21 protein-coding genes and 1 pseudogene are annotated in these 24,441 nt (G+C 53.7%); 8 read left to right on the top strand and 14 right to left on the bottom strand.

Annotated features, from left to right (window positions below):
* Positions 1–105: 105 nt before the first annotated feature.
* The 3 genes from AAGR22_RS18105 to vapB all read right to left on the bottom strand — a co-directional run bounded on the left by AAGR22_RS18105 (position 106) and on the right by vapB (position 1,591).
* Positions 106–729 carry a serine protease gene (locus AAGR22_RS18105; protein WP_345828853.1) on the bottom strand — a complete coding sequence of 208 codons (624 nt, stop codon included), beginning with the start codon at positions 727–729 and terminating at the stop codon, positions 106–108.
* 236 nt (positions 730–965) lie between these two features.
* A complete protein-coding gene (gene vapC / locus AAGR22_RS18100) occupies positions 966–1,364 on the bottom strand; it encodes a tRNA(fMet)-specific endonuclease VapC (protein WP_345828851.1) in 399 nt (132 codons plus the stop codon).
* Positions 1,364–1,591 carry a type II toxin-antitoxin system VapB family antitoxin gene (gene vapB / locus AAGR22_RS18095; protein ID WP_067708933.1) on the bottom strand — a complete coding sequence of 76 codons (228 nt, stop codon included), beginning with the start codon at positions 1,589–1,591 and terminating at the stop codon, positions 1,364–1,366. The genes vapC and vapB overlap by 1 nt, the downstream gene beginning before the upstream one ends.
* Before the next feature lie 295 nt (positions 1,592–1,886).
* Here vapB and AAGR22_RS18090 point away from each other — a divergent pair, with 295 nt between their 5' ends.
* Positions 1,887–3,050 carry an MFS transporter gene (locus AAGR22_RS18090; RefSeq protein WP_067709032.1) on the top strand — a complete coding sequence of 388 codons (1,164 nt, stop codon included), beginning with the start codon at positions 1,887–1,889 and terminating at the stop codon, positions 3,048–3,050.
* A 102-nt stretch (positions 3,051–3,152) separates the two neighbouring features.
* Here AAGR22_RS18090 and AAGR22_RS18085 read toward each other — a convergent pair whose 3' ends face one another.
* From AAGR22_RS18085 to AAGR22_RS18070, 4 genes and pseudogenes are all read right to left on the bottom strand, one after another.
* Positions 3,153–4,073, bottom strand: a complete 921-nt coding sequence (locus tag AAGR22_RS18085) for a LysR family transcriptional regulator (RefSeq protein ID WP_345828848.1) — start codon at positions 4,071–4,073, stop codon at positions 3,153–3,155.
* Positions 4,074–4,603: 530 nt separating this feature from the next.
* Positions 4,604–5,050 (bottom strand): DUF943 family protein, encoded by a 447-nt coding sequence (locus AAGR22_RS18080; RefSeq protein WP_345828846.1) that lies wholly within the window; start codon positions 5,048–5,050, stop codon positions 4,604–4,606.
* Positions 5,043–6,128 carry a DUF3289 family protein gene (locus AAGR22_RS18075; RefSeq protein WP_345828844.1) on the bottom strand — a complete coding sequence of 362 codons (1,086 nt, stop codon included), beginning with the start codon at positions 6,126–6,128 and terminating at the stop codon, positions 5,043–5,045. Before AAGR22_RS18075 ends, AAGR22_RS18080 begins: the two co-directional genes overlap by 8 nt.
* 303 nt (positions 6,129–6,431) lie before the next feature.
* A pseudogene (locus AAGR22_RS18070) lies at positions 6,432–6,572 on the bottom strand (IS6 family transposase); the annotation flags it as partial.
* Positions 6,573–6,887: 315 nt separating this feature from the next.
* On the opposite strand from AAGR22_RS18070, the gene lysA reads away from it, so the two are divergent.
* Positions 6,888–8,141: a diaminopimelate decarboxylase gene (gene lysA / locus AAGR22_RS18065; protein ID WP_345828842.1), complete on the top strand. Its 1,254-nt coding sequence runs from the start codon at positions 6,888–6,890 to the stop codon at positions 8,139–8,141.
* A gap of 64 nt (positions 8,142–8,205) precedes the next feature.
* Here lysA and AAGR22_RS18060 read toward each other — a convergent pair whose 3' ends face one another.
* Positions 8,206–8,523, bottom strand: a complete 318-nt coding sequence (locus tag AAGR22_RS18060) for a PTS lactose/cellobiose transporter subunit IIA (RefSeq protein ID WP_067708939.1) — start codon at positions 8,521–8,523, stop codon at positions 8,206–8,208.
* Between the two features lie 186 nt (positions 8,524–8,709).
* On the opposite strand from AAGR22_RS18060, the gene AAGR22_RS18055 reads away from it, so the two are divergent.
* The 4 genes from AAGR22_RS18055 (at position 8,710) to AAGR22_RS18040 (ending at position 12,695) form a co-directional block, all read left to right on the top strand.
* Positions 8,710–10,038, top strand: a complete 1,329-nt coding sequence (locus tag AAGR22_RS18055; RefSeq protein WP_067708941.1) for a PTS transporter subunit EIIC — start codon at positions 8,710–8,712, stop codon at positions 10,036–10,038.
* A gap of 14 nt (positions 10,039–10,052) precedes the next feature.
* Complete coding sequence (locus AAGR22_RS18050; RefSeq protein WP_345828838.1) at positions 10,053–11,480, top strand: glycoside hydrolase family 1 protein; 1,428 nt, start codon at positions 10,053–10,055, stop codon at positions 11,478–11,480.
* A gap of 9 nt (positions 11,481–11,489) precedes the next feature.
* Positions 11,490–11,807 (top strand): PTS sugar transporter subunit IIB, encoded by a 318-nt coding sequence (locus AAGR22_RS18045; RefSeq protein WP_067708945.1) that lies wholly within the window; start codon positions 11,490–11,492, stop codon positions 11,805–11,807.
* 114 nt (positions 11,808–11,921) lie between these two features.
* Entirely contained in the window at positions 11,922–12,695 is a 774-nt protein-coding gene (locus AAGR22_RS18040) for an FCD domain-containing protein (RefSeq protein WP_067708947.1), read from the top strand.
* Between the two features lie 28 nt (positions 12,696–12,723).
* On the opposite strand, the gene galR is transcribed toward AAGR22_RS18040, so the two are convergent.
* Positions 12,724–13,725, bottom strand: a complete 1,002-nt coding sequence (gene galR, locus AAGR22_RS18035) for an HTH-type transcriptional regulator GalR (RefSeq protein WP_345828834.1) — start codon at positions 13,723–13,725, stop codon at positions 12,724–12,726.
* A 253-nt stretch (positions 13,726–13,978) separates the two neighbouring features.
* Here galR and AAGR22_RS18030 point away from each other — a divergent pair, with 253 nt between their 5' ends.
* Both AAGR22_RS18030 and AAGR22_RS18025 read left to right on the top strand, forming a co-directional pair.
* Positions 13,979–16,258, top strand: a complete 2,280-nt coding sequence (locus tag AAGR22_RS18030) for a molybdopterin guanine dinucleotide-containing S/N-oxide reductase (protein WP_345828833.1) — start codon at positions 13,979–13,981, stop codon at positions 16,256–16,258.
* Positions 16,259–16,521: 263 nt separating this feature from the next.
* On the top strand, positions 16,522–18,243 hold the full coding sequence (locus AAGR22_RS18025; protein ID WP_067708952.1) for a penicillin-binding transpeptidase domain-containing protein: 1,722 nt from the start codon (positions 16,522–16,524) through the stop codon (positions 18,241–18,243).
* A gap of 167 nt (positions 18,244–18,410) precedes the next feature.
* On the opposite strand, the gene AAGR22_RS18020 is transcribed toward AAGR22_RS18025, so the two are convergent.
* The 5 genes from AAGR22_RS18020 to AAGR22_RS18000 all read right to left on the bottom strand — a co-directional run bounded on the left by AAGR22_RS18020 (position 18,411) and on the right by AAGR22_RS18000 (position 24,412).
* Positions 18,411–19,073 (bottom strand): DUF2931 family protein, encoded by a 663-nt coding sequence (locus tag AAGR22_RS18020; RefSeq protein ID WP_345828832.1) that lies wholly within the window; start codon positions 19,071–19,073, stop codon positions 18,411–18,413.
* Positions 19,064–20,950 (bottom strand): DUF2235 domain-containing protein, encoded by a 1,887-nt coding sequence (locus AAGR22_RS18015; protein ID WP_345828831.1) that lies wholly within the window; start codon positions 20,948–20,950, stop codon positions 19,064–19,066. The genes AAGR22_RS18020 and AAGR22_RS18015 overlap by 10 nt, the downstream gene beginning before the upstream one ends.
* A 325-nt stretch (positions 20,951–21,275) precedes the next feature.
* Positions 21,276–21,896, bottom strand: coding sequence for a ParB N-terminal domain-containing protein (locus AAGR22_RS18010; protein WP_345828829.1), 621 nt, complete (start codon positions 21,894–21,896; stop codon positions 21,276–21,278).
* Complete coding sequence (locus AAGR22_RS18005; protein ID WP_345828827.1) at positions 21,893–23,104, bottom strand: DUF3440 domain-containing protein; 1,212 nt, start codon at positions 23,102–23,104, stop codon at positions 21,893–21,895. Before AAGR22_RS18005 ends, AAGR22_RS18010 begins: the two co-directional genes overlap by 4 nt.
* A 282-nt stretch (positions 23,105–23,386) precedes the next feature.
* Entirely contained in the window at positions 23,387–24,412 is a 1,026-nt protein-coding gene (locus AAGR22_RS18000; protein WP_345828826.1) for a hypothetical protein, read from the bottom strand.
* Between the last annotated feature and the right edge of the window lie 29 nt (positions 24,413–24,441).

Below are 24,441 nucleotides of genomic sequence, written 5' to 3'. Positions count from 1 at the left end.
CCACCGTCCCGGGATTTACGACCACCGGGACGGACGGTCAGGCAGAGTAAAGGGACGAAGCGATTCGTCCCTTTTTCATTGGCCCGCGCCAAACGCTATCGACGATCAGGATTTAACGGCCTGATTCAACCAGTCCTTAAAGCGGGCATAGGGAATATAGAGCGAAACGTCTTTGTACAGCGCTTTACCGGTTTTCAGGTCATTGATACGGTCTGAATAGCCGACGATAACGCCTGCCACCGAGTCATCAGCGGCATTATAGACTGCCCCGCCGGACATACCTTTTACCACGCCTGCATCAGACGCGACCACCACGCAGCTGACTTTGTTCCACTCATTTTTCAGGCCGGTATTGACCAGGTTGGTGCCGGTCGATGCCACCGGCATGGCGGAGATAAAGCTGTAGCCGTAGAGGTTAATTTTGTCGCCAATGTGGCCATTACGGAAGTGGGGCGGATGAAAATCGGTGTTCTTATGGTACACCACCGCCAGGTCACATTCAGGATGGTAAGCCTTCACCCGATACAGGGAGTATTTCGCCACGTGCGCGGCGGTCAGGCTGTATTCAGACGTGAGCGGTATTGTGGTGCCGAGCGTACCCACCCCTAAGACGGTCGGGATCCCGGTAACGGTCATATCTACCCGTTTTTCAGCCTCGCTACTGTACTCATACTTTCCGACGGAACATCCGCACAGCAGCAGGGTGAGCAGGCAAATAGCACGTTGCATCTTATTTCCTCGGCAATGAATCGATCAAGCACAGCACTGGGATGCCCGTTGGAACCGTTATCGAGGTATCGGCTTTTACACGCAAAGCTTTAACTATTTCACTTATTGCCCAGACTACTGTTTATCTGACTTAAGGCAAATTTAAGTTGCACCTGGAGGGGAAAACTAAGATCAATCCTGGAGAGACCCGGCTGGCGGGCGGGTTATCCCTGGCGGGTGATGCTGCGCGTAATGAATTAGAGCCAGTCTTCCGCGCGAAGTCCTGCTACGCGAGAGAATTCACGCATACTGTTGGTCACGATGACCAGGCCCTGGCTGCGGGCGTGCCCCGCAATCATCTGGTCGTATGGACCGATCGGTTGGCCTGCTCTGGCCTGCTCGGCCCGTATTTGCCCGGTATGCATAGCGGCATGACTGTCATAATTCAGCACGTCCAGCCGGGCGATAAAACCCTCAATAACCGCCAGATTACGCTCGGGCTGGCTGCTTTTCTCTGCGCCGTAGATAAGCTCCATCAGCGTTATGGTACTGATACATAGCTGCTGATGATGGCGGTTAAACTTTTCCCGAATGCCCTCCGGTTTATTTTTGATGGTAAAAATACAGATGTTGGTGTCCAGCATATACTTGAGCATCAGAAGCTTTCCCGTTCCTGTGAACCTGGCTGTTCGCGTGAAGACATAAAATCAGCGGTAACGGATTCGCCCTCAAACCATGTGTCCCAGGATTCACCTACGGGAGTAATAATCCGGGTTCTGCCGATGGCGACAACATCGACATGCTTAATGTCATCAGGCAATGCGACAGTTTTAGGTAATCGAACGGCCTGACTGCGGTTAGTTAAAAATACGGTGGTTTTCATTTTGACCTCACTCAGGGATATACATGATGTGTATACAGCCTGCCATAGCGGACGTATATGTCAATGGGATATACATTAGTTCACATTCGCGCTAACGCCTGCCGCATCGCCACTTTTGCTTTTTGGGCAACAGATTATTGCCTCATATGGGCTATAAGTTGCTCCTGAGCTATGCTGTAATTACTTCTATGACGCAGATCAAACTTTTAACCCCTGTTTGCGGTTATCTGCCTCTTCGCGCGTCCTTTTCCTGCCGTTTATGGCGGGGTTCATTTACTTCCCGGGAGTCTTATTCATGCCTGTTTCATTACTGGCGCTGGCGCTTAGTGCGTTCGCCATCGGCACCACCGAGTTTGTCATCATGGGGCTGCTACCCGATGTTGCAGGCGACCTGCATGTCTCTCTCCCTTCTGCGGGCTGGCTGATCAGCGGCTATGCGCTGGGCGTGGCGATTGGCGCACCGATTATGGCGCTGCTGACCGCTAAGCTTCCGCGTAAGCTTACGCTTATTCTGCTGATGTCGATTTTTATCGTCGGCAACGTGCTGTGTGCGCTGGCCTGGAACTATAACCTGCTGATGCTGGCGCGAATTGTAACGGCGCTGTGCCACGGCGCTTTCTTTGGCATCGGTGCCGTCGTGGCGGCCAGTCTGGTTGCACCCGCCCGTCAGGCCTCGGCGGTGGCGCTGATGTTCACCGGCCTGACGCTGGCTAACGTGCTGGGCGTGCCGGTGGGAACCTGGTTTGGCCAGCTGTTTGGCTGGCGCGCCACCTTCTGGGGCGTAGGGGTGATTGGGATCCTGGCGTTTATCGCGCTGATTGTCAGCCTGCCCAACAACCGCAATGAGAAGCCGGTCGATCTTGCCAGTGAAATCGGCGCGCTGGCGAACGGTAAACTGTGGCTGTCACTGCTGATGACGGTCTTTTTCGCCGCCGCGATGTTTGCGCTGTTCAGCTATATCGCCCCGCTGCTGCTACAGGTTACTGGTCTCAGTGATAAAGGCGTCAGCTGGACGCTGTTTCTAATCGGTGCCGGCCTGACCGTCGGTAATATCCTCGGCGGCAGGCTGGCAGACTGGAAAGTGTCGTTCAGTCTGATCCTGAGCTTTGCGCTAATCGCCCTGTTTTCACTCGCCTTTAGCTGGACCAGCCATGCGCTGTGGCTGGCTGAAATCACCCTGTTCCTCTGGGCGATGGCGACCTTTGCGACCGTGCCGGGACTGCAAATCAACGTGGTCCGTCACGGGAAGGAAGCACCCAACCTGGTCTCTACCCTGAACATTTCGGCATTTAATATCGGCAACGCGTTTGGTGCCTGGGCCGGTGGGGCGGTTATTGCGGGCGGCTATGGTCTGACCCGCGTACCGGTCGCCGCAGCGGTACTGGCCGCCGGGGGCCTGGTCGTCTGCCTGCTCACCTTCCGTCGCTCACGCGGCCAGACTCAGGCTGCACGGGCCTGACGTGGGATAACCAGACGCAGGCCGGGGCACTGACAGCGCGTTGCAATCGGGCGCATTTACCTGCGCCTGGCATTGTTCTCCGCCGGAACAAACCGCGTCTGGTTAATCCAGCATCGCGCTCAGGCGCTGGTGAAACGGGCCGATCTGCTGCCGAAGATGGTCGCTAAAGGCTTCGACCAGCGCCGATGAGGGGCGATGCCGTGGCCGCACCAGGCTGACCGTGAAAGGGACGTTAATACTGAAACGTCGAATAACCACACCGCTGCCGGCGTAATCCAGCGCCGTCAGTGGATTCACCACCGAAATCCCCACCCCAGCCCGCACCATGGCACACACCGACGCGGCGCTGTGCGTCTCCATTACCATCCTGCGTTTCACGTTGTGCCCGCTAAAGAGATCGTCCAGCAGCTGTCGGTAACTGTCCGTCCGTGACAGGCTGATGTAGTTGTGTCCCTCGAAATCCTGCGGCGTCAGGCAGGTTTTTTGGGCCAGCACATGTCCCTCCGGCAGTACGCACACTTCATTACCGGTAAACAGCTCGGTACGCTCGGTGCCCGCCGGAACCTGGCTGGTTTCCGTCAGGCCCAGATCGTAACGCTGGGCCGAAAGCCACTCTTCCAGCAGCGGTGACTCCTGCGAAATAATGTTCAGGCTGATATCGGGGAAGCGCTGTAAAAAGGGCTGGCAGAGCAGCGGCAGCAGCGACTGTGCAAACACCGGCAGGCAGGCCACAGAGAGTTCACCCTGGCGAAACTGACGCAGCCCCTCGGCGGCGCTGATAATCCGGTCCAGCCCGTACCAGGATCGCTGCACCTCCTCAAACAATTTCAACCCCTGCACGGTCGGCTGTAATCGACCGCGCACCCGGTCAAACAGTTTCAGGCCACTGAGCTTTTCCAGCCTCGCCAGCTCGCGGCTGACCGTCGGCTGCGAGGTATGCAGCATCGCGGCGGCCTCGGTGAGGTTGCTGGTGGTTACCACCGCATGAAATATTTCGATATGACGCAGGGTTATCGCTGCCATGGGTACTTATGCTCTGTCGGACAAAGCCATATCATGGATGAATAGATCAGGATAAAACAGATATTTTTACCCTTCCTCTACCACTGACATGATTGATAAGCCCCCACTGAGGCGCTGAGAATAACGGTCAATGCAGTTTCGGTGGCGAATCCCACCCGTAGTCTTTTGTTAAAACGGAAACGATGGCGTTTAAATTAAATATTAAAAAACGCCATGTAATAGAGAGTGACTTAGCGCCAGACAGGATAGTGAGGGTTGTTTACAGGCCCCCAGGGGCTGCCATTATTTATATAATCAATTATAACATTAGCGGGTATGGTGATCGTTTGATTAGAGCCATCGTATAGCACCCCCCAGTGATATCCCAAGTCAACGATGCTCCAAAAAAATGGAGTATGCCATTCCGGAACTGGCGTCTGGCAATGCATCGTTCTATTATCGAGTTCGGTGACCGCCTGAGCGATCTCCTTTAATACGGTGGCAGATACACAGAATTATTTATAGGGTCAGATCCTTTTACACTTGTGCATTTAACCAAATTTTTTCCAAAAAAATCCTGAATAGAAATGGTACTTAAGCCCTGTGTTTTTACTGTCGCTAACACTCATTAGCGGTGATTTATCGATACATCTTTCTTTGACTGCTATATCGTCGAAACACAAAACTTCCTCGGTATAAAACATTAAAGAATCACCTTCCGGCTCACTACGATAGCCATTACCAAAGTCCTGGATATAGACATCGAAGAATTTATATCCCTCATAGATTTTGTACTTTGGAACCCCATATTTCGCCAGTATCATGTCCTTATTGGCTTCCCACCAGGCTATCTGACGGCTTTTCAGGTACGGGAAATGCCTGACAAGTATCGTATTACCATCGTGAACTGCCACAATCTCAACAGGTGTTAGATACTGCCAGAGCAGAAAGCCACAGGCAGCCGCCGCAATAACGCCCGCTATCAGCCGCTTATTCACCACGCACTCCGCTGATTTCAACGGTGGCATTCATCTCGGTGATAAACGGTTTGTAGCCGTACTCATCCCAGCGCTGGAGCACAAACCAGAGCCGGAAAATACGGAACTGCCTGAACAGCTCATTCTTAACATCGGTATCATCAAGCCCGAAGTGATCCTGAACCCGGTAGTGCACCTTTGCCCGGTAGCTGTCGCCTGTCACTTCGAGCGATGCCAGCGTGATATGCGTCGACCAGGTATCATGAACCGAAATCACCAGCCCGTTCGTGTTGTCGATCACCCGGTTAAATTTCGGTAGTACTACACATTCATTAAGAATGCCATCACGGAATGACGATTCAAAACCTAATGGGATATACCCATAGTTATAATCTATCGTCTTGTGAAGCGTGTTTTTAATACTCAACAATGAGCTTTGTACCGAATGGTCATTCAGGATCTGCGCTTTCAGCGCCCTGTCCAGTAGCGGACTGCTGTACGGCTTCCCGCTGTTGCCCTCCATGTGGGTGATCATCTCCGTGATGACGTGCTTGTATTCCCCCTGAAATGAGAACATCTTCGCCAGCTCCCTGAACTCATCAAACATCAGTCCCGCCGCCTCTTTCCTGCTCACTGTCGGCATCGGTTTTGGCTGAAAATCAGGGTGCACATACGGCGATGAAAAAGCAAAAGGGTCTGCCGGATCTTTCAGTTTCAGCGTTGACGGATTCACCTTCATGGATACTTCATCCACGTTAAGCCGGAAAGTATTTCTCAGCGTCAGAACGTCCAGATCGCCATGGTGCATGTCTTTAGCATCATAATCATCCATGACGCGTTGAGTAGTATAAATTCGCGCCGGAAGGGGCAGTGCGTCAGGTTTGTCCTGTTTTTTCGCCGCCTGAGCATGCTGCTCTACGTCTGTCCCGCCGTTCATCCGGGCCAGCACGACATGCATCGGTTCATAAGCATGAGGAGGCTCCCCCGGCCCGAACCACTTCCCTGCTCTGGCAATGAGTCGGTTAGAGCCCGGCGGACAGCCACAAATAATCACCGCGTTATCAAGCGCAACGGGCACGGCACCGAACTGACACCTCATCGAGCCCTCCCCGATGGAGCCAGTCTTTCCACAGACAGGACAGACGCCCGTTTTGTCACCCTTGCGCAGCGGCGCAGGGGAACCGTTCCAGAATGAGCCCTGAAGACTGCTGTAACAGGTTGCCCCTGTGGTCGTCTTGTCTCCATGATGCCCCTGCCCAATACCATCAATTTCATCCCGCCACACAGAACCACCTGTTACGTAGGAGTTATTTTTGGCAATAATACCGCAATCACTCAGGCAGATGAAAAGGCACTGTTGCAAAGTTAGCGATGAGGTAGCCTTTTGTCTTATTTAAAGGCCTTACATTTCCAAAACTCTGCTTACCAGACGCATCTCGCCGAGGGGATCACCATAATAAAATGCTGAGGCCTGGCCTTTGCGTAGTGCACGCATCACTTCAATACCTTTGATTGTGGCGTAAGCCGTCTTCATGGATTTAAATCTTGAAGGGGTTCATGTGCTGCTCCGTCAGCAAAAGGAGGGTAAGTTTATCACCTGCTGATTTTTACAACAGTGCCTGCCAAAGCATTGAGGCTCTGACCTGGACGCGCTGGTAGTCGGACTGATACTGGGGTGACGGAAATTTCGGCGATTCCGGCGTAGAACCCCGATATGACGCAGGGTTATCGCTGCCATGGGTGTTCACGCTCTGTCGGACAAAGCCATATCATGGATGAATAGATCAGGATAAAACAGATATTTTTCACCCTGCCTCTGCTGTGGCGTAATAGCCTTAACCCGCTAAGGAGAAACAGAATGCCGCGCCAGCTTGATAACACCGAAACAGCCCTTAACCGTACTCATTTACTCCCGCTGGTTCGCCAGACTGGCGGCCCTGTATGGGTGTATGACGCCAGCGTGATCCACCAGCGTATCAGCCAGCTGCAGCAGTTTGACGTGGTGCGTTTTGCGCAAAAGGCCTGCTCAAATATTCATATCCTGCGGCTGATGCGCGCGGCAGGTGTAAAGGTGGATTCCGTCTCGCTGGGCGAGATAGAACGTGCGCTGGCGGCGGGGTTCCAGCCCGGGGGCGATGATATCGTCTTTACCGCTGACGTGATTGATCGGCCCACGCTGGCGCGCCTTGCCGCGCTGAAAATCCCGGTCAACGCAGGCTCGGTGGATATGCTGCACCAGCTCGGGCAGGTTTCACCGGGTCATTCCGTCTGGCTGCGCATCAATCCGGGCTTCGGTCACGGGCACAGTCAAAAAACCAATACCGGCGGTGAAAACAGCAAGCACGGCATCTGGCATAGCGATCTGGCACTGGCGCTTGAGGCGATTCAGCGCTATCAGCTGAAGCTGGTGGGGATCCATATGCATATTGGATCGGGCGTCGACTATGGTCATCTGGAACAGGTATGCGATGCCATGGTCAGCCAGGTTGTCGAATTCGGTCAGGATTTGCAGGCGATCTCAGCCGGAGGCGGCCTGTCCGTACCTTATCACTTTGGTGAAGAGGCGATTAATACTGACCACTATTTCGGCCTGTGGGATGCCGCTCGTCAGCGCGTTGCTGAGCACCTGGGGCATGCGGTTAAACTGGAGATTGAGCCGGGCCGTTTTCTGGTCGCCGAGTCGGGCGTCCTGGTCTCGCAGGTTCGCGCCGTCAAGCAGATGGGAAGCCGCCATTTTGTGCTGGTCGATGCCGGTTTTAATGACCTGATGCGTCCCGCCATGTACGGCAGCTATCATCATATTTCCGCCATTGCGGCCGATGGCCGTGACCTGCACGAAGAGAAGACCCTCGAGAGCGTGGTGGCCGGGCCGCTGTGTGAGTCTGGCGATGTGTTCACCCAGCAGGAAGGTGGCATGGTGGAAACCCGTGCGCTGCCTGAGGTTAAGGTGGGGGACTATCTGGTATTCCACGATACCGGTGCGTATGGCGCCTCAATGTCCTCTAACTACAACAGCCGCCCGCTGCTGCCAGAATTCCTGTTTGAGAACGGCCAGCCGCGGCAGATCCGCCGCGCGCAGACTATCCAGGAGCTGATTGCGCTGGAGCAGTAACTCAGAGGGGGCTGTTTCCCCCTCCCTTTGCCCGATGCATCTTTAGCCAGCAAGCCCGAATTTCCTATACTGCCACGCCTGCCAGCTCCTTTCTCAACAGTACCAGCTCCTCCGCCAAATCGCGGCACAGCATGGCATTCATCAGATGATCCTGCGCGTGAACGAGGATCAGCGTGACTGGCACCTTACCGCAGCCCTCATCGGCGCCAATCAGCTGGGTCTGGATATGGTGTGCCTGCTTCGACGCTGCCAGCGAAGCTGCCAGCGCGTCATCGGCCTGCGGCCAGTCGCGCTTGCGGGCGAACTGTATTGCGCTCATCGCATGGGATCGCGCCTCGCCCGCATTGATCAACAGCTCCATCATCGTCTGTTCGAAATCCATCACTGCCTCCGGTTATTGGTATGCCAAAAAGCGTGATTACATACTATCGGAATGCCAATAAGCGCTTCTGAGATGCCAGTCACAGAAACTTAAGGGCGTTTTGCTAGTTTTGGTATGCCACGAGAACGGAATTTCGTCAGTGAAAAAAATTGGGATGCCTGACCACTTACTTCTGAGGTACGACGCATGTCTTTACAGGATCGGCTTATCGACTCACTGGGGAGTTTCGCCACCCGTTTTAACAGCTATCGCTACATCATGGCGATCAAGGCCTCGTTTATCACCCTGATGCCCGTCATTATCGTTGGTGCATTTTCAGTGCTGATCTCCAATATGGTTCTGGATGGCAAAAATGGGCTGGCCAGCTTTCAGGCGCTGGCTTTTCTGGCCGATCTGAAACCGATAACGACCAGCATCAATTACGCCACGCTCAGCTTCCTGAACATTGGCGCGGTATTTCTGATCGGGATTGAGTTAGGCAAAATCAACGGCATCAAAACTCTTTTCCCCGGCCTGCTGGCGATTATCTGCTTTATTGCCGTCACGCCCACCACGCTATCCATGCTGGTTGAGGGGCAAATGCACGTGGTGACCGACGTGCTCGCCAAACAATTTTCGGACACCAAAAGCCTGTTCCTCGGCATGTTTATCGCCATCCTTTCCGTTGAAATCTATTGTCGACTGGAAAATATCGACCGGCTAAAGATAAAAATGCCGGATACCGTTCCCCCCAACGTGGCGGCCTCGTTTTCAGCCCTGATACCGGCCATTATCACCGTCTCCGCCGTGGCGACCTTTGGCTTTATCTTCCACTCGGTGACCGGCATGTATCTCTATGACGCCGTTTATAAGGTCGTGCAGGAGCCGCTGGAATCGGTGGTGCAAAGCCTGTGGGGCATTCTGCTGCTGATGTTTGTGGCTCAGCTGTTCTGGGTGATCGGCATTCACGGTAATCAGATGGTTAAGCCTATCCGTGAACCGCTGCTGCTGGGGGCTATTCTGGTCAATATGAATGCCTTTGAGCAGGGCAAAGAGGTGCCAAATATCATCACCATGCCGTTCTGGGATGTCTATATGAGCATCGGCGGATCCGGCCTGACCATCGGCCTGCTTAGCGCGGTGATGCTTGCCACCCGGCGAAAAGAGATGCGCGAAATCGCCAAGCTCTCATTTGGGCCAGGGCTGTTTAACATCAATGAGCCGGTCATCTTCGGTATGCCCATCATGCTGAATCCGATCCTCGCTATCCCTTTTATTATCACGCCGCTTATCACCGGCTCGATTGGCTACTTTGCGACGGCTTTGGGCTTTGCCGGGAAGGCGGTGGTGATGGTGCCCTGGACCACGCCGCCAATTATCAACGCCTGGCTCTCTACCGCCGGATCCATGGGCGCGGTGGTGACCCAGATACTCTGCATCGCCGTATCGGTACTGGTCTATCTGCCCTTTGTAAGAATCGCTGCGCGCCGCGCCGAAGCGGCGGAATCAGCGCTGATGTCGGCTGAACAGCGCTAACCTGAGGAGAAAAAATGAGCAACGTTATCGTCACGCTGCCGGACGACTTTATTCTGGGGGCCGCCGCCTCTGCCTGGCAGACCGAGGGCTGGAGTGGCAAAAAAGCCGGGCAGGATTCATACCTGGACGCCTGGTATAAAAATGACCGCCACGTCTGGCACAACGGCTACGGGCCAGCGGTCGCGACGGATTTCATCAACCGCTATAAAGAAGATGTCGCACTGATGAAGGCCGCCGGACTGACCCACTATCGTACCTCGATCAACTGGTCCCGCTTTCTCACCGATTATGAGAATGCCGTCGTCGATGAAGAGTATGCGGCATACTACGACAGCCTGATCAATGAAATGCAGGCGCAGGGGATTGAGGTCATGCTCTGCCTTGAGCATTACGAACTGCCCGCCGTGCTGATGGAAAAATATGGCGGCTGGGGAGCGAAGCAGGTGGTGGAGCTTTACCTGCGCTATGCCGGAAAGGTCTTTGAGCGCTATGCCGAAAAAGTTACGCGCTGGTTCACCTTTAATGAGCCGATTGTGGTGCAAACCCGCGTCTACCTTGATGCCATTCGCTGGCCCTACGAGCAAAACACCGCGAAATGGATGCAGTGGAATCACCATAAAAACCTGGCGACCGCCAAAGTGGTAAAGCTCTTCAGGGAAAAGGGCTATCGGGGCACGGTAGGCACTATCCTCAATCCGGAGGTGACCTACCCGCGCTCCAGCGCGCCACATGACGTCCTGGCGGCTGAACGCTACGATCTGTTTTATAACCGGGTATTCCTCGATCCGGCCATCCTGGGGGCGTATCCCGCCGAATTGATCGCGCTGCTGGCGAAACATCAGGTGCGCTGGGATTACACCCCGGCTGAGCTACAGCTGATCGCAGAAAACCGCGTCGATGAGGTGGGGATCAATCTCTACTATCCGCACCGCGTGAAAGCACCTTCGCGCGCCTGGCATCCTGAAACGCCGTTCCACCCGGCCTTTTACTACGAGCACTTCGAGCTGCCGGGCCGCCGCATGAATAAATCCCGCGGCTGGGAGATTCAGCCGCGCATCATTTATGACATGGCGATGAGGATAAAAAATGAGTACGGCAACATTCCCTGGTTCGTGGCCGAAAGCGGAATGGGCATAGAAAATGAAGTGCAGTTCAAAAATGCGGACGGCGAAATCCAGGATGATTACCGAATTGAATTTATCACCGAGCATCTTTACCAAACGCTAAAAGCGCGGGCAGAGGGGGCAAACTGCCAGGGCTATATGCTATGGGCGTTTACCGACAATGTTTCACCGATGAATGCCTTTAAAAATCGCTACGGCCTGATTGAGATTGATCTTGAGGATAATCGCGCTCGCCGGATGAAAAAATCGGCCCACTGGTATCGACGCCTGCGCGATTCACGCCAGCTGGTGGTCAACCTTGATGATGAAATGAAATAGGGGAGCTAAATGAAACGTATCCTACTGGCCTGCGCGGCAGGTATGTCCACCTCAATGGTGGTGACCCGGATGGAAAAAGAGGCGACGACGCGGGGGCTGGAATACCGCATCTATGCCATCCCTGAACAGAATTTGCGTGACGAACTGGAAAGCTGCGGCAGCGAGGTAGCGGTGGTACTGCTTGGCCCCCAGGTGCGCTTTAAGCTGGAAGAGAACCGCAAGCTCACCGACAGCTATCAAATCCCGATTGCGGTGATTGATTCCGTCGCCTACGGCACGCTTAACGGCGCAAAAGTACTCGATCAGGCGCTGGCTTTGGTAAACTAGTCCGATTAACTCGTCGATGGCGGGTCTTCTGTCCTCCGGTGGAGCACAGAAGACCCGCGCTGCGGAACTGGACGGCGGGATTACCATGATCGTTAATGCGTTAAGGGTGAATGAGTGGAAAAGGGCGTGCCGGGGCAAGAAAAGAAACAGTATCAGGAAATTGGGCAGCATCTGCGTCAGCAAATTATAGAGGGTGAGTATGCCGTCGGTTCCCGGCTGCCGCCTGAACGTCATATCGCAGAAACCTGGGGCGTCAGCCGCACCATCGTGCGCGAAGCGCTACTGATGCTGGAACTGGAAGGCACGGTGGATATTCGGCAAAGCTCGGGCGTGTATGTGATGCGTATTCCTTCGCAAAGCAGCGATGAAGAGGAAGCATTCTTCCGCAGTGACGTCGGGCCGTTTGAAATGCTCCAGGCGCGCCAGCTGCTTGAAAGTAATATTGCCGCCTTTGCGGCTAAGATGGCGACTAAAGCGGACATCGAAAATCTTAAACGCATTCTGGAGCAGGAGCAGAAGGCGATTGCGGTGAATGATACCAGTCAGGACAACGACAAGGTGTTTCACCTGTTGCTGGCGGGGGCGACGCAAAATCAGATGCTGCTGGATACCGTAACCAGTATCTGGCGCCATCATGAAAACAGCCCGCTGTGGTCACAGCTGCGCAGCCATATTGAAACGCGCAGCTACCGGCTGAAGTGGCTGGGTGACCACCAGACCATTCTGGCCGCGCTGCGGCGTCGCGACGTAATGGGGGCCTGGCAGGCCATGTGGCAGCACCTGGAAAACGTCAAACATTCCCTGCTGGAGCTCTCAGACGCGGATGCGCCAGACTTCGACGGCTATCTGTTTGAATCCGTGCCGATTTTCCAGGGAAAGCTGGTGTAGCTCCCGGGCGGCGGTAATATCGCTTGCTTCAGACGGGCGAGCCCACCGAATGGCGACGGACCAGCGTCGGGCTGAACATATTGGTGACCTCTGGCAGCGGCTGCTTGTTAGCCAGCGCTAACGCCAGCGCGGCCGCCTGCTGGGCCATGGTAACAATCGGATAGCGTACCGTGGTCAGGCGGGGCCGGACATAGCGGGAAACCAGCACGTCATCAAAGCCAATCAGGGACATCTCTTCCGGCACCCGCACGCTATTATCACTCAGCACCGCCAGCGCGCCCGCCGCCATCGAGTCGTTGTAGCAGGCCACGGCGGTAAAGGGCTTACCGCGCCCAAGCAGTTCGGTCATCGCCTGCTCGCCGCCAATCTCATCGGGTTCCCCCAGCGCGACCAGCCGATCGTTGCACGGAAGATTATGCTCTTTCAGCGCATCGTAATAGCCCTGCAGGCGGTCCTCCGAATCCGAGATAGGATGCGTAGAACAGAGATAGGCGATGTTCTGGTGCCCCTGCTGGATCAGATGGCGGGTCGCCAGCCAGGAGCCATAGCGGTCGTCCAGGGCAATACAGCGCTGTTCGAAGCCGGGCAGGGCGCGGTTAATCAGCACCATACCGGGAATTTGCTGCATCAGCGGGATCAGTTCATCGTCCGCAATCTTCTTGGCATGGACGACCAGTGCCCCGCAGCGGTGGCGGATTAGCTGTTCAATCGCCTGCCGCTCTTTCTGCTCATTATGGTAACCGTTACCAATCAGCAAAAAGTTGCCAGTATCGTAGGCGACTTCCTCTACCGCTTTTACCATCGCGCCGAAAAACGGGTCCGAGACATCCCCGACAACCAGCCCCATGGTTTCCGTCGACTGCTGAGCCAGCGCGCGCGCGTTGGCGTTGGGATGGTACTGGAGCTGAGCCATGGCGCTGTTGACCGCCTGGCGGGAGTGCTCACTGGCTTTAGGTGAATGGTTGATCACGCGGGAAACCGTAGCGACGGAAACGCCCGCAAGTCTGGCAACATCCTTTATGGTAGCCATAGGTTCTGGGCCTTCCTGGGTAAGCGGTTACATTGCCCTAAGTGTTGCGGAAATCCCCAGTAACTTCAAGCACACAGAATGCCAGCGCCGTCGCAAAGCAGAGTAAATTCTGCGGGTGGAGAGATCCGCTGGTCAGACAGTGAGATGCCATCGGGCAGGATTTACCCTTGTGATAAATTGTCCATCTCAAAAGCGCAATAGCGTGAAAAAATGCTACCCTGACTTTCCATAAAAAATGCCTGCCGGACCCGATATGACCCTAAAAAAAGTGCCGCACCTTGCCCACTGGGGCGCCTTTAACGCCGTCGTGGAGGCGGGGAAACTGCTGCGCTGCGAACCCTTTTTTGCTGATCAGGACCCGTCGCCCATGCTTAACAGCATTCCGGAACTGGTCTATTCCGATAAGCGGATTCGTCGGCCAATGGTGCGCCGTTCGTGGCTTCGCTCGCGTGAAAACAGTGACCGGACGCTGCGCGGGCGTGAAGACTTCGTTGAAGTTGACTGGGATACCGCGCTTGACCTGGTGGCGGAAGAGAACCGTCGGGTACGCGATCGCTACGGCGCAGAGGGCATCTTTACCGGATCTTACGGCTGGTCATCGGCAGGGCGGGTCAACCATGCCCGCACGCTGATCCGTCGCTTCTACTTCACCGGCGGCGGCGGTATTGATCAGCTCGGCAACTACAGCTGGGGCGCGGCGCAGTTCTTCCTGCCCTATGTGATCGGCACCTATATGCCGCTGACCGGGCGGGTTACCGACTGGCCGAGCGTTGTTGAACATTGTGAAATATTTATCGCCTTTGGTGGCCTGGCGCTGAAAAACGGCCAGGTCGCGTCCGGCGGGGCAGGGCAGCACAGCCTTAAACCCGCGCTGCTGGCGCTGGCGGCCAAAGGCACGACGGTTATCAATATCAGCCCGATGCGCGATGACTGCCCGGCGTTCGTCAACGCCGAATGGATCCCTATCCGCCCCAATACCGATGTGGCGCTGATGCTGGCTCTTGGCTTTGAAATCGAACGGCTCAACGCCGTGGATACGGCGTTCCTGCACTCCCACTGCGTGGGGTATCCGCAGCTACGCCGTTATCTGCTGGGGGAGAGCGACGGTACGCCGAAAACGCCGCAGTGGGCCAGTGAGATAACCGGGATCCCCGCAGAGCGAATTCAGCAGCTGGCTAAACAGCTCACAGGCAAACGCAGCTTTATCACCTGTTCCTATTCGGTTCAGCGTGCGCACCGCGGCGAACAGCCCTACTGGATGATGATCGCGCTCTCCTCCATGCTCGGCCAGCCTGGCCTGCCGGGAGCCGGTTTCTCATTTGGTCATGGCTCAATGAACAGCGTCGGTAACCCCCGTATAGAAGGACCCGCACCGCTGATGTCTACCGGGATTAACCCGGTCGCCGATCGGTCAATCCCCGTCGCGCGTATCAGCGATATGCTGCTGCATCCCGGTGAACCCTATCTGTTTCAGGGCGAAACGCACACCTATCCGGATATTCATCTGGTTCACTGGGCGGGCGGCAACCCTTTTCATCACCATCAGCAGCTAAACCGGCTGGTGGCTGGCTGGCAGCGGCCCGATACGGTCATCGTACAGGACATTGTCTGGACGCCGGCGGCCCGGATGGCGGATATTGTGCTGCCGGTTACCACCTCTCTCGAGCGTAACGATATCGGCGGTTCCTCCCGCGATCGCTTTGTGCTGGCGATGCACCAGGCCATTAAACCGCAGCATCAGGCCCGTAACGATTTTGATATTTTTGCCGATCTCGCCGAGCGGCTGGGCTATCGCGAGGCCTTTACCGAAAACCGCAATGAAGCGCAGTGGATAGCCCATCTTTACCAGCAATGTGCCGTCGCCCACCAGCGCAAAGGCGTTCACTGGCCGGAATTCCAGACCTTCTGGGAGCAGGGCTACGTCGAAGTACCCGCAGGGGAGAAGCCCTTCGTCTTTATGGAAGCGTTTCGTGATGACCCGGAGGCCAGCCCGATTAAAACCGCCAGCGGCAAAATTGAGTTGTTCAGCGAGACGATTGCCGGTTATCAGCTGGACGACTTTGCTCCGCATCCTGAATGGCGGCCGCCGGAAGAGTGGCTGGGTGCAGAGATCGGTCAGCGTTTCCCCCTGCATATGATCTCTGTTCAGCCTGCCGATCGTCTCCATAGCCAAATGGATGCCACGCCGTCGGTGCAGGCGAACAAAACGGCCGGGCATGAAACGCTGTGGATGCACCCTGAAGATGCTGCCGCGCGCGGCATCGTCGACGGCGACGTCATTGACGTGAGTAACGATCGCGGCAGAATGCTGGCGGGGGTCAGGCTGACTGAGGGCGTCAGCCGCAGCGTGGTGCTGATCGCGACCGGCGCCTGGTTTGATCCGGGTTTTGGCAAAGCCTGGCAGCCTTACGACCGGGCGGGAAATCCAAATGTCCTGACGCTGGACATCGGAACCTCATCCCTGACCCAGGGGCCTAATGCGATGAGCTGCCTGGTGGAGATCCGTCGGGCAAAAGATTGCAAAACAGCCTAAGAAACTCATGGCTGGTTACATTTTGCGGGTAACTGTTGCGAATGCTGGCTGGCGGCGGGCGCGGCCAGCTTGGTACAGTTTATATCCCAGAGGTATTGATGGGTGAACATCAAAGTTCTCATGCTTTTCTTTCACCAACCTGCGCAGATGCGCAGGTTTTTTTTCGCGCCAATCACGATCTGAAACACAGTTTCCCTGTTATCTCCCCTGCATTTTTTGTATAACTCCCAGCCAGTTGCCCAGCAGAAATCAGCAGATAATTCATGTCCCGCATAAAAAAAACACTGGCTAAAGATCTGGCTAAAACGCCGTTTCATCCTCTTCGCTTTCGTATAATTTGCCTTGGCGTGCTTGGCTGCCTGGTGCTGCTGCTGGCGTGGGTCGGTGATTTGCAGCTCATTAATCATCCGATGCTGGAAAAGCAGGCGGATGAACGCTCGCTGCGTACCGTTGCTATCCCCACCAACCGGGGGACGCTGCTGGATCGTAACGGCGAGGCGCTGGCGCTTAGCGTGCCTTCGCGCGATATCATTGCCGACCCGCAGCGCGTGCTGGAAGCGCATCCCGATTTCACCAGCGCCAAATGGGAATATCTCTCCAACGCGCTCGGTCAGCGGCCAGAACAGATAGCCCAGCAGATTAATGCCAATCCCAACCGGCGCTTTCTTTATCTGGGGCATAAAATTGAGCTGGGTATTGCCCGGGACATCGCGAAACTGCATCTGACCGGCATCTCTACCGTCTATAACGACAGCCGTTTTTATCCTATGAGCGATGCCACTGCACCGCTGCTTGGCATTGTTGGCGCGGACAACAGCGGGCTGACCGGACTGGAAAAAGGCTTTAATAAAGTGCTCCAGGGGACGGCGGGCAGCGAGAAATATCGTCAGGACGCCCACGGCAATATCGTGGCGATGATCAACTATGAGCCACCCCGCCAGCCACCAACGGTTCAGCTCAGCATTGATAAATTCGATCAGTACACGCTCTATACGCGTCTTCGCGACGGCGTGCTGCTTAATAAGGCGGATTCCGGGGCGGCGGTGCTAATCAAAGTGGACACCGGTGAAATCCTCGGGATGGCCTCCTATCCGTCATTCAACCCCAATAATTTTGTCGATGTGTCACCTAACCAGATGCGCAATACCGCCATCAATGACAGTTATGAACCCGGCTCGACCGTTAAGCCGCTGGTGGTGATGGAAGGGCTGATACGTAAGCTGGTCAGGCCCGATTCGGTGCTGGATACCACGCCTTATCGCGTTAACGGTCACCTGATACGTGACGTGGGGCACTGGCCGCGTCTTACCATGACCGGCATCCTGCAGAAATCGAGTGATATCGGCGTATCCCATATTGCTCTGGCAATGCCTGCTGAAGTGCTGGTTAACACCTTCAGCTCCTTTGGGCTGGGGAAACCAACGGATCTGGGGCTGACCGGGGAGAGCGTGGGCTATTTCCCACGGCACCGCGAACGCTGGGCGGATATTGAACGGGCAACCTTTTCATTCGGCTACGGCCTGCGCGTCACGCCGTTACAGATCGCCCGTGAGTACGCCACGCTCGGATCCTTTGGTATCTACCGGCCTCTTTCCATCACTAAAGTAACGCCGCCGGTAATGGGTACGCGCGTGGCCGACGAGGATACGGTGCGTTCGGTAGTGCATATGATGGAGAGTGATGCGCTGCCGGGCGGAAGCGGGGTACGTGCCGCCGTGCCGGGCTATCGTCTGGCAATCAAAACCGGTACGGCAGAGAAAATGGGGGCCAGCGGCAAATATGACGGCGGCTACATTAACTACACGGCGGGCGTGGCACCGGCCAGCAACCCCCAGGTGGCGCTGGTGATTATGATCAACCACCCAACAGCGGGCGATCACTTTGGTGGGTCGGTTGCTGCCCCGGTATTCGGCAATATTATCGGGCCGGTACTCAAGCATATGAACGTGGCACCGGATGCGCTTTACTCTACACATAGTGGTTAAGGTTCTGCGCCTGGCGACTAAATACCTGGTTAGCCAGAAGAGGTCCCAGACTTCTAACGGGAAGAATCAACCCGCCTGGGGAGGTTCTTTCCTTTTTGCGCAGAAGACTATGCCCAGAAAAAAAGGATCTCAGACAGATCCTTTTTTATTTTCAGAAATTGTTCTCGTTACCAGCGACCGTAAGGGTATTTTTTCCCTTTAATAAAATCAGGCGTATCGCCGTAATATTTGTATCCATCAGGGTGTTTAGTTATTCCTTTGCAGATATCTAATTTATCGCCGGATAACGTATACAGAACTGACGGCGTGACGCGATAATTAGGCTCAAAATTTATACCCTGTAGCCAGACGGCTATCTTTCCTTCCGGGGCCAGCCCGATTTGCACTCTGTCGTAATACGCTATATTCCCCTGATAATTCCTGGTCGCGCTTGGCCTGAGCATTTTTTCCAGAACGGGTTTAGGGATCGTCAGGTGGGTCTCATACACCTTTTTATCGATCACCGAGTCCCAGCAAAAAATAATATGCCGGGGAGGACGTTTAACGTGATTCCAGTGCCCTCCGGCAGCACGATCCCTGTCATTCCACTCGCCGATAACACCGGTTAGATCAGACGTTCGGTTCAGCGTGTTAAAGCGATAAATCGTACCGTCAGCGTCCTGAATAACGGCGAACGTTACCAGCGCGGGCAGCGCTTTAGGCGTGAAAAAATCAAAGGTCCACTCTTTTGGGGTATCGTTTTTAGCGGCTGTGGAACGGTTCCCGCCCACACTGTGACAGGCTGTCAGAATCAGCACCGAAAAAAATCCCACCTTGCGGATTATTTCCATATTTTATGTCCGTCCATATCGTAAACTGTTCGCTGCCAGCGCTCGTCAGGCCGGTTGGTAAAGGTCACCAGCTTCGCCGGTTTGACCGCCCCAGTGACCATTCCCAGACCGTCTCTGACCACACCGTTCCAGTTGGCTGAGCAATGAAGGTACTGCCCCGCCAGCATCTCGATTTCCGGGATAGTAAAGCCGGTCACTGGCTGACCGCTACGGGCGGCACGGCCCATAACGATTGCTTTTTCACACAGGCTGTTTATCTCTGATCGCAACGCAAAATCTGGAACGGTCTCATCGATAGGATCAAATACCACGCCCGCATCCTGCGCCGCATCGAGCATGACCCGCAGCACCACCTTTGACCAGTCGTTACGCGTCGGACGGTCAATAACCGCGGCCGCGCCGCTGCGTTTTTGTAGCGTGCCGTAACGGTCGGCGGGCATCCGTGCATCGTGCCAGGTGTCGATATTGATCTCCACCGCCTGCAACAGCGGGGCTATCGCCGGCCAGCTATCCATCATCCGGATCTGCTCACCCGCCTGCTGATAAATCCGCGTTTTCGTATCTGACGTGGAAAGAGGGACGGTTTCAAACTGAGGGCGGGTCAGAAAATAGGCTTCGTGCTCGTCGGGATTGTAGCCTCCGCCAATGTCGGAGTGCGCACCGGGCAGGGCCAGCTCCGGCCAGGCAGGTTTTACGCTGTTCAGCGCGAAGTTAAACCGGCATTCGTGCTGTGCGGTGATATGAAAAACCTTCTCCGCAACGCCCGGACGCAGCACGAGATCCACCTCACCGGTATCGGCGCTGTGCGGATTAAGGCCGTTCACCGGGCTGCCGATGGCCGCTACAGTATCAAATATCCCCAGAAAACGGGTTTTACCGCCGGGGGTACCTGAGAACTCAACGCCCTCCAGTCCGGCTTTAATAGCCGCAATGATAGCACTGTCCTGACTGAATACGCGGTTGGCAAAGTGCCGCGCCGCCGCCGCACCCCGACTGAACCCGAAAATATCAAACTGCAGTTCTTTGATGACGCAGGAACGGGCATCGGCATGTCTGCTAAAATATCCCTGAATACCGGCAGAGAGTGCCGCAACGGCCTTATCGGTTTTCCTTACCACGCCGGTGTCTCCCCGGCCGGTTGCCATCCCGTAACTGCTGTCGCCCGCTCCATCTTCCGTACCGATCCCCTCAATATAAATGGCGTACTGACCGGCTCCCGTATCGGGTCTTATTTCCGGGTTATACAGCGTATTGAGCCAGTGCACGTTGGTGTAATAGCCGAGATAACTCCCGGCGGCGGTGCCGCTAAATCCCCGGCTCAGCCGGATGCACTGCCCTAACGCAGACTCTGACTCCGCGTCGTTCATCCCAAAATGCTCAGCGGTACAGACGGCCTGACGGTCGCCGCTATTATTGGCATTGTTGCCGGTGCCATCGAAAAATACCCCGATGGTCAGCGTTATTTCACTTTTCTTTTTCTTTGCCACCTGCGCGTGCTGCTCAGGTTCGGCATTTGTCTCACCGTTCATTTGCGCCAGCACAATATGCGCCGGTTCATAAGGGTGCGGCGGCTTTCCAGGGCCGAGCCAGTCCCCGACGCGGGCGATCAGCTGGTTCGAACCGCGCGGGCAACCACAAATAATCAGTGCCTTATGAAACGCGACAGGAAGCCCGCCATAACTCATTCGGGGATTCCCTTCAGCAATTTTTCCGGGCTTGCCGCAGGCCGGGCAGGGGCCTACCCGGTCGCCCTGGCGCAATAAGGCGGGCATCCCGAACCAGTAGGTGTCCTGCATACTGGCATAGCAAATCGCGCCCGTTGTCGTTCTGTCTCCGTGATGCCCGAGGCCAATATCATCCAGTTCTTCCCGCCACATAAAACCACCTTTTCCTTAAGGGTTATTTTAGGGATGATACCTTAATCAGACGGGCGGATGAATAGCGGCCGATTAAACATAACATCCGTTCATTTGCTACACCGCGTCAGATGCCCTCGGCGCGTTTCGGAGGTGCAATTCATAGAAAGTAAGAGTTCCTCTTACACACTAAAAAATCGCTTAAACCCGCCTGATGAATTCTGAGGGTAGGAATCGCCATCAATTCGGCCCCTGATGGAAGACACGTATGAGGCTCTTGTTCGTCCAACAAATACGCCTATCCAGTACAATAAGCAGATTCACCTTACGGATCTAACCCTGGCCGTTAAGTGATGGTCCATGCTTCGGTATATTCCTCATTCCTGAATAATTCTTCCAGTCCTGAGAGCTGTTTCAGTCGTAGTATTTCATCCTGTTCCATGCCCAGTTCACTGGAAATCTTTTCATCATCCCACCCTTTATTGCTCAGGCTAACGACGATTTCTGTCATTCCCTGGACCGAGTTCAGCCCGCGAGCACGATTGTGTCGGATAGTGGCTGCCATTCTGTCCTGCAAATGAACGTCACTGATTTTAGCAACGGGGATATAGCCGTGAAGCGATTGCTGGAGTTCAGGCGTTTCCATCCCCAGCCTGAAACGATGTTCACCATCAATAACGATATATTTATTATTTTCCTCATGTACGATTACCGGCTGAGTATAGCCATTACGTAGCAGGCTAACGCGAAGGAGGGTGAATTCATAAGGAGAAATCTTATTAGGGTTGTAGTTATTTAATTCAATATCGCTCATTTTAACCCATTCTACAGAGTCGATCGGATGGTGCTGAAAAGGACTGTGTTGTGATAGCGTTTTCCTGATCTCATTTAAGCTATGAATCCGGTCTTCAAATGAGATGTTGGCGAAATATTTATTGATAAGAAAAGTGATTTTTTCAATATTCATAACAACCTCCAGTTGTCTCTTTTCGCTTTAATCCGTTTGCTGTATGTGGTGTAAGTTGACATTTTGGTCGGGCTGAATGACAGAGTGCGACACCAGTAGTCGTTTTTTAAAATACAGCTACAGATTCTTTTCCATGAGGGGATATCCTTCAGCCCAAGATCGTATTCCTGTTCTTCAGGGATGCTATTGGGAAAGCCTTTTTTTTGGTACCCGCTAAGGTAAAGGAATATTTTGTTGCGATAGTGCTCAGCGGTAGTAGGAGGAAGCGTTTTGATCAGCAGTAATGCAAACTCCTTCCAGCTCAGATTGGTGGGCTTTGCAAAATCTTTTTGCGCATAAAATGGCGAGCGTTTTCTGCCATATAATGCCCCAGTGCTGGCACCTTTTACTCGTTTGCTGGCTTTACCCCAGGTGGTGGCATCCACAACCGCGAATAGCCACAGGTTTTGCCGCTGAGCGCCTGCATAAGGCTCGGAAATGTGCATGTTTTTCGGTGAAATACCTGCCTTATACATATGCTCATAAACAGTATTGAAAGGTTTGTTCTCCCTGATGTAATAGAGCCAAATATCCTTTATTTTCCAGTCATATATGGGATAGGCGTAATAGCAGAAACCGAATTTTGAAGCTGTTGTCCACGGTTTATCATCCATGAACCGCATTTTCCTGCCCGAGGTGATAGTTCTGTAGCAGTTAAGCGAGTCTTCGGTACGGTTGCCGTCCAGTAGGGCCGCGGAGGCATTATTTGCAAACCATTTTCCGAACTTTGCCACGAACTCTTCGCAATCCATTCCATAATAATAAAAGGGAAAGAATTTCTCATCAGTAATGGCATCCTGGGGAGGGCACCTGACCCATTCGACAGTTTTATCCCAGGGTAGCCATAGCGGCTGATGTTGAGAAGTGCTATTCAGGGCTGTCATTGGCAGCGCTACCCAATAAAACTTTTCTATAACGTCGGAATAGCATGTTTTCATGCTGGAAACATGTGCGATGGTGTCCGAATACTGGACTTCCCAATCAATGAAAAGAACCGTGAACTTTCGCTTCAGGCGCCGGGCAATATCGGCTGTAAGGTGTAATAATACTGATGAACCCTTACCTCCTGAAAAAGAGAGGCATACTGTGGGAAAGGTATTAAATACCCAGTGTATTCTTTCCTCTGTGGCGTTAAAAACGCTCTTCCCTAATGGTATTTTTTTCATCATGTTCCCTGATGAACCGATTAATCAAGATTTATTCATTCTGTGGTGAGGTGTAACCAAATGGATGATGATAACAACCAGGCTGTTATATCAGAATGCGTTGGTTACGTATAGACAAAAATGGCCATGCATATAAAGAGTGGTGTGATTAATTACCTTTGATCATCAGTAACGCTTTAATACTCTTATTTAGGGCGTTATCGAAATAATACGTTAGCTAAGCACGTTACGCTTAGCTAAATTAAATATGGCACCGGGCCGTTTTGACGCGAGGGTCGAATGGTGTTATTGAGAGGTTACAATAGTGGGGTTAAACGAGAAATCTACTGTAATCTTAGCCGCCTCATCACTCTCTTTGAAAAGCCATTCAGGTTCACCGGGCGCTTGTGGAATTTTAGCAATCTCCGGAGTGTACGTTAAAGGAAGCACGACGCTCCCTTTTCCCGCACTAAGAGGAACAGTAAAAGGGATTTCTTTGCCAGGCGTAACGGCAGTTCCATTCAGGGAAATCAACAAGTTTGCCGTATCCAACTGTGAGGCAAACGCCCGATCGTCATTTTTGGCACTGCTTCCTGTTAATTTGATTGTACCCTGTAATGTTTTAGCCGCATTAACAATATTGCTCGACGTACTGGAACAGACAGCTTCGATGCGTGCCGTTCCATTATTCAGCTGTGTTGCATGATTCATGGCTTTCAGGGTATCAATTTTACCGAGCGTGAAACTGGTGCTTTTGAGCTCTTTTTTACAGGTTAGCGTGCCGGCTTTTTCCCATCCTCTAATATTAAGGTTGTAGTTTGAGTCTGGTGTGCCATTCAATCCTTTCACCCCATCAAGTTGGAAAAGCGTAACCCCCTTGGAGACCATAGAGGTGTCAATATCTCCTTCTTTTTTGAGATAGGCCTGAAAAGTCATTGTCGTGTGAGCGGTATTTTTATTAATTGTCCACTTGGTGTCTATTTTACCCGCTGCTGGTGTACTGCTTAGGTCAAATGTCCCCAGATCTTTACCGTTAAAAATTAAGCCCATTTTTACACCCTTTGGTAAGGTCTCCTGTCCTCTTTTAGGATAAGGGTAAACATAAACATTCTCTTTTATTTTACTGGTGCAGCTTATGTCTCTGGAAAATACCGGTGATTCCCAGACTTTTTCCCCATTCTTCGTTCCCGAAAGGAAGATTAAATTATTGAGTTCGACGGGTTCAGTGATTAGCGAGTTGTTATTGAGTTTACAGCTTAGAGCCTGTGCATGTTGAATGCTGAAAGTGGCTAAAATAAATACTGCTATCGTGACCGGGTTTACTATTTTCATTCGCACAATTCTACTCCCCTTTGTCGACC

Source organism: Erwinia sp. HDF1-3R, from assembly GCF_039621855.1.
Lineage (GTDB): Bacteria > Pseudomonadota > Gammaproteobacteria > Enterobacterales > Enterobacteriaceae > Erwinia.
Note: the sequence above shows the minus strand (reverse complement) of the source record. Positions and strands in the feature narration are given on the sequence as shown.